Raw genomic sequence first — 12,181 nt, 5'->3', positions numbered from 1 at the left:
TTCCTTCAGAGTAGCCCGATATCCTGAGAGTTTTCCCTAAAGAAGATATTAAGAGTCGCAAAAGTAGTACCGCCTCCTCCGGCGAAGAATCAACAATTGAAACAGCAGATTTAGTTTTTATTTGTATCTAAGTCAACAATCTCTAGCAGAATTGAAACATAGACACAAGTTTTGGAGCATCCACGAAATGCTGGCATATATCCTAGCGATCGCTGTTGCAGTCGGTAGCTTCGCCCTTTACATGGCGGCTTTCTTTTTCCCCGAAGTACACCGAAAGAGTGATTTTATCTGGAGTGGGGTGGGATTGTTCTATGCCCTAGTTTTATGGGTGTGTGCTGGACGCATCACCGGCGGTGTGCTGCTAGGTCAAATCGCTAGCGTAGCGCTAGTCGGTTGGTTAGGTTGGGAAACCCTGACATTACGACGCAGTCTCACCCCCGCAGCGCAGCAAACTGAGATTCCGAGTCCCGAAGCATTGCAGGAAAAACTGACCAGTTTATCCATACCGCAGCGGATAACCAGTCTATTTGCAACTTTTAAGGACAAAGCTCAGCAGACGGCAAGTAAAGTGACTCAGGGCAAATCGGGCACTGGAACCACCCAAACAGGGGCATCCAAGACGACACCTGCGCCTACCTCCACCGACGCCGGAAAACCTCGTGTTACCGTGCTGGATAACCGGACGGATGAAGATGAGGATGAAACGGTGTTACTCAATCAACCACCCGTTCCACCCGCACCCTCAAAGCCGGAATCCCAGCCGGAATCTCAGATTGAAGTAATATCCGTCCCATTTGAAGAAAGTGTCCAAGACACAGACTTGGATGACTTGGAACCCCCAGCATCTGTAGAAGCAACTACAGGAGAAACAGCCATAACTGCACCAGAGACTTCCCCAGCATCACCCTCAGAGGATGACTTGGAACCCCCAGCATCTGTAGAAGCAGCAACGACAGGGGAAACAGCCACAACAGCCCCAGAGACTTCCCCATCATCACCATCATCACCCTCAGAGTTGGAGGCTAGCCCAGAAAACGTACCCGAACCCGTTCGTCCGAACCCTCCCGACCCCGAACTGGTGGAAGCTGCTCTAGAAGATGCTGAAGAAAAGCATATTCCAGCTTCACCTCCAGAACCAGCCCATGAAGAAACAAGTGACTCGGTGAGTGGAACAGAGCAGGCAAATCAGCCGTTAGAAAATCCACCCAACCCAACTTGAAAATAAAGGTTAGGAGGAGAATGAGCCGCAAAGCCGTTGTATGGTGCCAAGGAAGCAGCGGAAGGGATAGCAGTCCTAACGCTTTGTGAAGGCGAGATCCCCGACTTCCAGACAGAAGTTGGGGATCTCAAGGGCTGGTATCTCTCAACTAAAATTAGATTGCGATCGCTGCTTATTCCATTTTCTTGCTTTGTGTTCTGTGCATCTTTGCGGTTCATTTTTCCGCTGCAACTTGAAGAGATTGCGATTTGTAACCGATAATGATTGAAAGCAACTCAATCATTTCTCGGCATTAAACTGTGACAGAAACAGGGAACTACAAAGACACCGTTAATCTGCCCAAAACCCAATTTGATATGCGGGCGAACGCTATTAAGCGGGAACCGGAACTGCAAAAATTTTGGGCAGACCAGCAAATTTACGAGCGACTGTCGCAGAACAATCCCGGCGAAATTTTTGTTTTGCATGATGGGCCGCCCTATGCCAATGGTTCGCTCCACATTGGTCATGCTTTAAATAAAATCCTCAAAGACATCATCAACCGCTACCAGCTCCTGCAAGGGCGCAAAGTTCGCTACGTTCCGGGTTGGGATTGTCACGGCTTGCCGATTGAGTTGAAAGTCCTTCAGCAAATGAAGCCAGCAGAGCGGCAAAATCTGACACCTCTGGATCTCCGCCACAAAGCCAGAGATTTTGCGCTTCATACAGTAGACGAGCAGCGCCAAAGCTTCCAACGTTACGGTGTCTGGGGCGACTGGGAGCATCCGTATCTGACTTTAAAACCAGAGTACGAAGCCGCTCAAATTGGCGTCTTCGGTGAGATGGTGCTGAAGGGATATATTTATCGCGGTTTAAAGCCAGTTCACTGGAGTCCTAGTTCTAAAACGGCGCTGGCTGAGGCAGAGTTAGAGTATCCCGAAGATTCTGAAGGTCGCCCAGCTCATACCTCGCGCAGCCTTTATGCAGCTTTCCAGATGACGAATCTGGGGCCAGCCGTGCGATCGCAATTACAACCATTCTTGCCCGATCTCGGTGTGGCAATTTGGACGACAACGCCTTGGACGATTCCCGCAAACCTAGCGGTAAGCTTGAATCCAGAACTGACCTACGCAGTGGTGGAAGTGGAGGCAGATTCTCTGCCGATTTCGACCAAATACCTGTTAGTGGCTGCGGATTTGGTGGAACGGTTGTCAACGACGCTCTCGACGAATCTCACGGTAAAGGCGACAGTACCGGGTAAAGATTTGGAACACAGCACTTACCAGCACCCACTCTTCGACCGCGAGAGTCCGATTGTGATTGGGGGCGATTATGTCACCACCGATTCTGGTACCGGATTAGTTCACACGGCTCCCGGTCATGGGGATGAGGATTACAAGGTTGGTCAACGCTACGGTTTGCCGCTGCTGTCGCCAGTAGATGCCGATGGCAACTTCACGCAAGAAGCAGGGCAGTTTGCCGGGTTGAACGTCCTGAGTGATGGAAATCAGGCAGTGATTGACGCTCTAAGCCAAGCGCGATCGCTACTGAAAGAGGAACCCTACGTTCACAAATATCCTTACGACTGGCGCACGAAAAAGCCGACCATTTATCGAGCCACAGAACAGTGGTTCGCATCGGTGGAGGGATTTAGAGAAGAGGCGCTAAAAGCGATCGCTTCCGTGACCTGGATTCCCGCTCAAGGTGAAAATCGGATCACGGCAATGGTCGCGGATCGTTCCGATTGGTGTATCTCCCGTCAACGCAACTGGGGCGTGCCAATTCCCGTTTTCTACGACCTAGAAACCAACGAACCGCTACTGAACGAGGAAACTATCGCCCACGTCCAGGCAATCATCGCCGAAAAGGGTTCGGATGTCTGGTGGGAAAGGTCGGTAGAAGAACTCTTGCCAGAAAGTTATCGCCATAACGGTCGCAGCTACCGCAAAGGTACCGATACGATGGATGTCTGGTTTGACTCTGGCTCCTCTTGGGCGGCGGTAGCGAAACAGCGACCAGAATTGGAATATCCAGCAGATATCTATTTAGAAGGCTCCGATCAGCACCGGGGTTGGTTCCAATCGAGTTTGCTCACGAGTGTGGCAACGAACGACATCGCGCCCTACAAAACCGTCTTGACCCACGGCTTTACCTTGGATGAGCAGGGACGCAAGATGAGTAAATCTCTGGGGAATGTCATCGATCCCTCGATTGTCATCAATGGGGGCAAAAATCAAAAAGAAGAGCCACCCTACGGCGCTGATGTTTTGCGCCTGTGGGTTTCCTCGGTGGATTATTCTTCGGATGTCCCCATCAGCAAGAACATCCTCAAACAGATGGGAGATGTTAGAAACAAGATTCGCAATACGGCGCGGTTCTTGTTGGGAAATCTACACGATTTTGACCCGACTAAAGATGCGGTGTCTTACGATAAACTGCCGGAACTCGACCGCTATATGTTGCACCGGATGACAGAAGTCTTTGGGGAAGTCACGCAAGCATTTGAGAGTTTCCAGTTCTTCCGCTTTTTCCAAACAGTGCAGAATTTCTGCGTTGTTGACTTGTCGAATTTTTATCTAGATATTGCCAAAGATAGGCTTTACATCAGCGCCCCAGATAGCTTCCGTCGCCGTAGTTGCCAGACAGTTTTGGCGATCGCTCTGGAAAATTTAGCGCGCGCGATCGCGCCAGTTCTCTCTCATACAGCAGAAGATATTTGGCAATATCTCCCCTATCCCACACCCTACAAATCCGTGTTTGAATCGGGGTGGGTGAAGTTAGAGGAGCATTGGAAAGCTCCAAAATTGGCAGGATTTTGGCAACAATTGCGACAAATCCGCACTGAGGTGAATAAGGTGATGGAGCAAGCAAGGGCAGAAAAAATGATTGGCTCTTCTTTGGAAGCCAAGGTATTACTTTATGTCCCAAATGCTGAGTTCCGCTCTTTACTGCAAGCCTTGAATTTGACTTCAGCTTTCCATTCTCATTCTCCGTCTTCAGGATTGGGTAATCGAGTAGATGAGCTGAGATACTTGTTTATCTCCTCCCAAGTAGAGCTGCTAGATTCTTCGGAAGCATTGCAAGGCTTAAAATACAGTTCGCAGACAGAAGCTTTATCGATTGGCGTAGTGAAAGCAGACGGGGAAAAATGCGATCGCTGCTGGAACTACTCGGTTCATGTCGGCGAATCTGCTGAGCATCCCCTGTTGTGCGAACGTTGTATTCCTGCTTTGGTTGGTGAATTTTAGATCGCAAAAAGCGATGGCTTCGCCTCGGCTAAGACCTTACGTTCTTTTCTCCACCCTACCATCCCCTACGCTTCCAGTTCCCCTCCCTGCTTGCGGGGAGGGGTTCTTTTATGATGAGCAATTAGTATAGATTCTTCACCATCACATGGCGTCAAAGTAGCCAACGCCGCTCAAATTTGCCCTAAATTTAGAAACTTCAAATTTTGAGTAAAATTGGCAATTTATTGATAATTTCGCGCTCAAGAACAGGCTGATGCAAAGGTAAAAAACAAATATTAATAATCTTTAGTTAATTTCATCTACCAAAAGTTATAAAAAAATTATTAAAGCTTAAAAGGAAACTCTTCCTCTAGCAATATTCCTTATAAAATTCTCTTGCGGAAGCGACTCAGATACAGGTATTGTCGTAGATCGTAGAAACCTGGTAGTGTAAGTTTCACCTAATCAGGGTCTATACCCCTCAGGGAGCATCAGGGAGTCTACCACCACAATTTCTTTATCTCTCTAACAGTCCAGCAATGGGGTGTTTTGTTTAGTTAATCTCTGAAGAATGAAATCCCTGCAACCTCTGTTGGGGCGTACCTACCTGCGTCTAACAGCTATCCTAACGTGTTCGTTTGCTTTTGCTTTTCAGTCGTTGCCCGTTAGCGCAATAGACATCTTGAATACCGCCTCTGCTGCGGGTGACAATCTCCCCCCCGAAGGCGTGAAATCCAATGAAACTTCAGTCACAGCAGGTCAAGCGGCTCTAGAACTGATCAAAACAGGCGATCGCGCCGCAGCAGAACCGGGCGACACGGTTGTTTATCGCTTGGCGTTGAAAAATACCGGCACAGCCACTGCCAGCAATATCAGCATTACAGACACCCTACCTGTGGGCTTACGGTATGTGCCGGAGTCCTTGCAAGCCTCGCTGACCACTGGCTCCAGTACTGCCCAAATCACTATACAACCCGCTACTACGTCCAACCGGACAGTTACCTTTAATTTTCCTAAACTTGAGCCGAACCAAACCCTGAACGTGGTTTATGCCGCCGTGGTAACGCCAGACGCTATTCGCGGTAACGGGAGAAATCAGGCACAAGAAACCAGGAGCAACATCGCCAGCCATCAGTTGCGGATTCGACCCGGCATTTTGTCAGACTGCGGCACCCTGATTGGGCGAGTATTTGTCGATAAAAACTTTGATGGCGAACAGCAGCCAGGAGAACCAGGAGTGCCCAATGCTGTAATTTTTATGGATGACGGCAACCGCATCACAACCGATGCCAACGGTTTATTCTCACTTGCCAACGTTATCTCTGGCTACCGCACCGGAACGCTGGATTTAACCAGTCTACCGGGCTACACTCTGGCTCCCAACCAAAAATTTATTGAGCGCAATAGTCAGTCCCGCCTGGTGCAACTCGAACCGGGAGGATTAGTACGGATGAATTTCGGGGTGACACCCACCTATCGGGAGGGCAAGCAGTGATGAACCAGGCAAAAGGCAAAAAGCAGCCGCCAAAAGATGGGATTTTGACGTATTTCTCGTTCTTTTTACTGTTTACTTTTTATTTCTTACTTCCTCGCTCCGCGAAGGCAAATGAACTGTCTGCACCCCCTCAAGGCGGACTCGCAGAAGATTCTGAGTTTGCAATTAAAAATTCCACCACTCTCCCTGCAATCGAGCAGGCGGCTGCCCTAGAGAGGACACCAGAGAATTCAGAAGTCTTGGGCACAAATTCTGAATTCGCCGTTCAAGATTCAGCAGAAATTCTAGATTTAGCTCAAAATACTATACCGACGGATTCACCCCTCCCTTCAGTAGAGACGGTAACGGTAGAGGAATCGGCAAAACCAGCAACAGCAGCGCCCAGCCTCGTAGCGCCTGAAAATACCGCACCGACGGCTCCACCCCTTCCCGAACTTCGAGAACAGGTTGGGACAGCGCCTGAGAACTCGACAACGACCGTACCAACTGCCACCGAGCTGAGACAGTCGATCCCTCAAACAAATGCCCAGCAACCTGCTAAGCCAAACTCAGATGCGATTCTGGCACCCACAGAAGTTCGGATTCTGACCCCTAAAAGTGGAGTCTTGGGAGAGTCGTCTACTAACCTCGTCGTCCAGTACCACACCCAAGCTCAGGTACAAGTCAGCGTCAATAGAAAACCACTGGATGCCAAAACATCCACCCAGATAGAGCGAGACGAAGCCCAAAATATCATTACTCAGGTTTGGTACAACGTTCCTCTAGAGAAGGGAGAGAACACAATTACAGTGCAAGCGAATAACGGCACCTCGGCAAGTGTCAAGCTAACTGTAAAAAGGACAACTGCCCAAACCTTAGAAATTGCTCCGGTGAGCGATGCTCGGATTCCCGCTGATGGGCGATCGCTACTGCCCCTGGCAGGGAGAATCACCAATGAGAAAGGCGAATTAATCCGCGAAGACACAGTCGTCACTTTAACGACGAGCGCCGGTAAGTTTGTCGGTGCTGACGAGGACAAAGATCGAGCCGGATTTCAGGTGATTGCCAGAGGAGGACAATTTACCGCCCAACTGCAATCGGGTTTGGAAGCGCAGAAAGTCCGCATTCGAGCCGCTACAGAGGGGAATCGGTTAGAAGGGATTCGGGTTGGGAAAGACGCTCATCCTACCCCGATTAACCAATCCCCAAACGCTAATCCCCTATCTCCCAATCTCCAGCAATATCCCATCCCCTCGAATACCCAATACCCGCCAGTACCGCCGACTGATAACCCCGTTGCTTATACCCAAGATGAAATATCTGCTAACACCCTTTCCGCTAACACCCTAGAAACTTATACGCAGGTAGAATTTATCACTAATCTGCGTCCTTCCTTAGTTTCGGGCGTGGTGAATCTGCGAATTGGCCCTAAAGGAACAAACTTCTGGGGACCGCGCCGAGAGTTTCTGAATCCGGATACCCTCGACGATGGCACCAATATTGATTTGAGTGCTGCTGTTTTCGCCACAGGTAAAGTGGGGGAATGGCTGCTCACCGGGGCATATAATAGCGCTCGTCCGCTCAACCAAACTTGCGATGGCATCACCACCCTGTTTCGGGGACCGCAATTCTGCGAACAACAATATCCCGTCTATGGCGATAGCTCCACCGTTGATTATCTAACCCCTTCAAAAGACAGCCTGTATTTCCGTCTGGAACGCACTTCCCCAGTTTTTGGTGCCGAACCAGACTATGTAATGTGGGGAGATTACAACACCACCGAATTCGCCCGTGCCTCCCAGCTATTTAGCGCTACGTCTCGCCAGCTACACGGGTTCAAGGGCAACTATAACCTGGGCAATCTGCAAATCACTGCCCTCTATAGCCCGGATGTCGAAGGATTCCAGAGAGATACTGTTGCTCCCAATGGTACCAGCGGCTACTACTTTCTGTCCCGTCGTCTGCTTGTCCCCGGTAGTGAAAGTGTTTTCCTAGAAACCGAAGAAATTAATCGTCCGGGAACGGTGACATCGCGCAAACCCCTGGTTCGCGGGCCTGACTACGAAATTGACTACGACCGGGGGACGCTGCTATTCCGTCGTCCCATCTTTGCCACGCGATTTGACCCGTTTGGCGTGACTCAGGTGCAGCGAATTGTCGTCACTTACCAGCATGAAGGGGTTGATAGCGAAGAGACAAATATTTATGCGGGACGAGCGCAGTATAACTTCTCACAGGACTTGAATCGCCAAGCTTGGGTGGGAGGTAGCTATTTTCGGCAAGATGAGGGATTGCAGGATTTTGAGCTATTGGGTGCGGATTTCCTGTTCCCTTTAGGGAATAGTGGTCAAATTGTTGGGGAATATGCCCGCTCAGCTCATAATTCTCCTTTTAACGGAGATGTGAACGGCAATGCTTATCGACTAGAAGCGTATGGTGCGATCGCTAAAAGCATTCTCGCTCGCGCTTATTACCGTTCTGTCGAGGAAAATTTCTCCAATAATGCGACAACCAGTTTTACCCCCGGTCAAACGAGATACGGCGCAAATATTGCCGCCCAACTTAGCCAAACCACTTCGCTTACTGCTGGCTACGACCACGAGGTAAATTTCGGCACTGCGCCCCTAGAACGGGTGGAATTTTTTGATATTTTTAACCCTCAACCCCAACCCACACCCGGAGAAAAAGTTGATAATTCTCTGACCACGATTCGCGCCGGAATTCTACAAAAGTTTGGGGCTTCAGACCTCAGCCTAGAATACGTCAACCGCTCCCGCGACGACCGCATCGGCGACACCTTCGATAGCAACGCCAGCCAACTTGTTTCCCGCCTCAACGTTGCTTTAAATGATGCCCTCACTTTTCGGGCACAAAATGAACTGAACTTGGGAAACAGTAGCGACGCCCTTTATCCCGACCGTACCACCTTCGGGCTGGACTGGGCAGTCATGGAAGGCGTAGCTTTGCGACTCGCCCACCAATTTGTAGACACTAGAGTCTTTGGTCGCAATTCCATCACCAGCCTGGACACACTGGTAGAACAAAAACTCGGCGAAAACACCTCCATTACAGGTCGCTACTCGATTATCAGCGGCTTCAACACCATCACCGGGCAAGGGGCGGTCGGGTTAAACCACCGTTGGGTTGTTGCCCCTGGATTGCGAGTCCATTTGGGTTACGAGCATATCTTCAGCGACCTATTTAGCCGCACCGCCGCCGGACCGCGATTTGAACAGCCCTACGCTACTGGACAAAGTGCTTCCTCCTTAGGACTCAGCGGCGGCGACGCTTACAGTGTTGGGGTGGAATATACCGACAATCCCAATTTCCAAGCATCCGCCCGATTCGAGCATCGTACCGGCTCTGGCGGCAGTAACACCGTGATTTCTGGCGCTGCTGCCGGTAAACTTTCTCCTGCCGTGACTGCCTTGGTGCGCTATCAACAAGCAAGTGCTTCTAACCAGTTGTTATATGCCTTGGGAGACACGATGAATGTCAAGCTGGGCATGGCTTACCGCAATCCCAACTCTGACAAGTGGAATGGTTTGTTGAGTTATGAATATCGCCGCAACCCCTCCACAATCCCAGAGACATTGCTACTAGGGAGTGGCACGGGTTACAGAGATCACATCATCGCTGCGGAGGCGATTTATGCTCCTTCCTGGCGGTGGGAATTTTATGGCAAATATGCCATGCGAAACAGCACTACCGATTTAGCGAATAACTTCAGCAACTCTTCGACTGTGTTTCTGGCACAGTTCCGGACGATGTACCGGCTGGGATATCGCTGGGATGTCGCGGGGGAAGCTCGTTGGATTGGACAACCCGACACAAATTTTAATGAAACTGGCTTCGCTTTAGAGGCGGGTTATTATGTGACGCCAGACTTGCGAGCTTCGCTGGGATATAGCTTTGGCAGTGTAGATGACCGCGATTTTAGCGGCTATCGGTCAGAGGGTGGCGTTTATTTTGGCTTAACGCTGAAGGTAAATGAATTACTCGGCGGCTTCGGGCGACAAAAAGTATCACCGCCACAGCAGCAAGAGTCCCAGGTGCAACCAGTCGCGGTAGAGAGGTAATGGGGAATGAGAAAGGGGTAATTGGTAATGGGTAATCGGTAAAGAATAACCAATTATCAATCGCTGATCGCTAATCACGAATGACTACAAATGAACGCTAAAAAGTTTCTCTTACCTTTTGTTTTTTTACTGTTGCCTGTTTCTGCAACTGCTCAGACAGAAAATTTAAAAGTTGTTGTTAATAGCAACCAGGATGGAGCCGTTAATCCAGATGATGCCTTAACGCTGAGGGAAGCGATTGAGATTGTTAATGGGACATTACCTTTAGATCGTCTTAGTAGTGCCGAACAAAGTCTGGTTTCAAGTAATGTTGGTACGACGCTGATTGCTTTTAATTTGCCGTCAGCAGATACCACCATCCGCCTCGTTGAGGTGTTGCCACCATTAGCTCGTCCGGGATTAATTGTTGATGGTACAACGCAACCAGAGTATGACCCCGAAGGATCTGCAACTGCCGAGATTGCAATTCCGATTCCGGTAGTCGCGATCGCTCCCGCTGCCAATCGAGAAGTCTTCCGTGGCTTAACAGTTGTTGCGGATGGGGTGACGATTCGAGGATTAAGCCTCTATGGTTTTACCTCTCGCCATCGCGCCACTGCAACCTTGCCACCCGCAGATATTTTTATCGATAATCCTCAATCTGCTGCGATTAAGGGAGCTGCGAATGGTCAAAAGTTAATAGAGAATCAGGAAGGCGAACTAACACCCATTCCTAATTCCCCAAAAAATGTAGTAATTGAAAACAACTGGTTAGGGATTTTGTCCGATCAAAGTGTGCCACAGCAAACTTCGGCATTTGGGGTATTTGTCTTTAACAGCTTAGGAACAACGATTCAACGCAACCGAATTGCTAACCACGATGGTAGCGGGATTATTACCTCTGTCCAAGCTGAGAATTTGCAAGTGACAGAAAACATTATTGTTGGCAACGGGATTGCGGGAATGCCCGATGCGATTCGCTTAGAAGGAAGGATTGATAACACGCAGGTTAGCGCTAATTTGATTTGCGGCAACGATGGTAGTGGTGTCTTTTTATTTAAACCCCAAGGCGCGGCGCAGATTAATAATAACCAAATTATTTATAACGGTCGTCGCTTGCGTCGGGCAGCCGTTTACTTAATGGGGAACGATCATCAGGTGATCGAGAACCAAATCGGTCATCAAACCGGACCGGGTGTCGTGGTTGCATCGTATCCCAAGAGCGATCGCAATCTCATTCAATCCAATCGCTACTTCGATTTAGACGGTTTGAGCATCGACTTAATTGCTCAACACAACACGGGTGTCCAAGAGTACCAACGGGGAGATGGTCCCAATCCACCCCGGAATTCGCCCAATCGTCGCTTGGATACAGCTAACTCAGCGATTAATGCCCCCCAATTCATTAGCCGCGAATTTTTTGTACTCGGTAATAAAACTAATCTGTCTGGAACTGCCGATCCGGGTTCTCAGGTGACAATTTATCGAGTCGAGGAGAATAGCGAGACGCCCTATGCTTCCTTAAGAGAACCGCTGACAACAGGTGCAGCAGATGACGAGGGAAAATTTAGCCTCACGCTCGATAATTTACAACCAGGAGATATAGTTAGCGCGATCGCTACAATCCCAAAATACGGCACCTCTGAACCCGCTGCCAATGCTGAAATTGTGTCACCGTCACCAGTCGGCGACCGGGTGAACCTCTCTTCCACCAACTTTACCAGTACGAATATATTACGAAACAGACTGCGGACAATTCCTCAATGTACCACCGCACCCGCTCCTCCAGTGGTACAAGTGCCGCCGGAAGAACCACCACCAGAACCCATCCGCATCCAGGTGCCAACCAACGTCCACTTTGCTCTCGACAAAGCCACGATTAGTCCAGAAAGTGCCAGAGTTCTGGATCGAATTGCCGAAGTTTTACAAGCAAATCCCCCGATTGTGATTGAGCTTCGAGGTCACACCGACCCTCGTGCCAGCGATGCATATAATCTTGACTTGTCAAATCGGCGAGCGATCGCAGTGAGAAATTATTTACTGCGTCAAGGCATTGCCCCAGAACGCATGACAATTCGCGCCTTGGGTGAATCTCAACCACGAGTAACCGGAAGAAACCGTCTAGATTATGCCCGGAATCGTCGGGTCGAATTTATCTTCCAAGATGCCAGAGGCATCGAGCTATTTGTCCAAGAAGAGGATTTGCAGTTGGAGTAAGAATCCT

5 protein-coding genes are annotated in these 12,181 nt (G+C 49.6%); all 5 read left to right on the top strand.

Translation table 11 applies throughout. The features are described from left to right. The first annotated feature begins 187 nt into the window (after window positions 1-187). The 5 genes from NC996_RS03625 (at window position 188) to NC996_RS03605 (ending at window position 12,174) form a co-directional block, all read left to right on the top strand. Window positions 188-1,219 (top strand): Ycf66 family protein, encoded by a 1,032-nt coding sequence (locus NC996_RS03625; RefSeq protein WP_190684604.1) that lies wholly within the window; start codon window positions 188-190, stop codon window positions 1,217-1,219. A 299-nt stretch (window positions 1,220-1,518) separates the two neighbouring features. Then, entirely contained in the window at window positions 1,519-4,446 is a 2,928-nt protein-coding gene (gene ileS / locus NC996_RS03620; protein WP_190684602.1) for an isoleucine--tRNA ligase, read from the top strand. Window positions 4,447-4,996: 550 nt separating this feature from the next. Then, window positions 4,997-5,920, top strand: a complete 924-nt coding sequence (locus tag NC996_RS03615) for an isopeptide-forming domain-containing fimbrial protein (RefSeq protein ID WP_190524680.1) — start codon at window positions 4,997-4,999, stop codon at window positions 5,918-5,920. Further along, window positions 5,920-9,978: a hypothetical protein gene (locus NC996_RS03610; RefSeq protein ID WP_190684599.1), complete on the top strand. Its 4,059-nt coding sequence runs from the start codon at window positions 5,920-5,922 to the stop codon at window positions 9,976-9,978. The genes NC996_RS03615 and NC996_RS03610 overlap by 1 nt, the downstream gene beginning before the upstream one ends. A 90-nt stretch (window positions 9,979-10,068) precedes the next feature. Next, window positions 10,069-12,174, top strand: a complete 2,106-nt coding sequence (locus NC996_RS03605; RefSeq protein ID WP_190684597.1) for an OmpA family protein — start codon at window positions 10,069-10,071, stop codon at window positions 12,172-12,174. Window positions 12,175-12,181: the final 7 nt, after the last annotated feature.

The organism is Trichocoleus sp. ST-U2, from assembly GCF_039961875.1.
In the GTDB taxonomy this organism is placed as follows: Bacteria; Cyanobacteriota; Cyanobacteriia; order Cyanobacteriales; family FACHB-T130; genus FACHB-T130.
The sequence above is the reverse complement of the archived record's forward strand: the minus strand, read 5'-3'. Positions and strand labels throughout refer to the sequence as shown.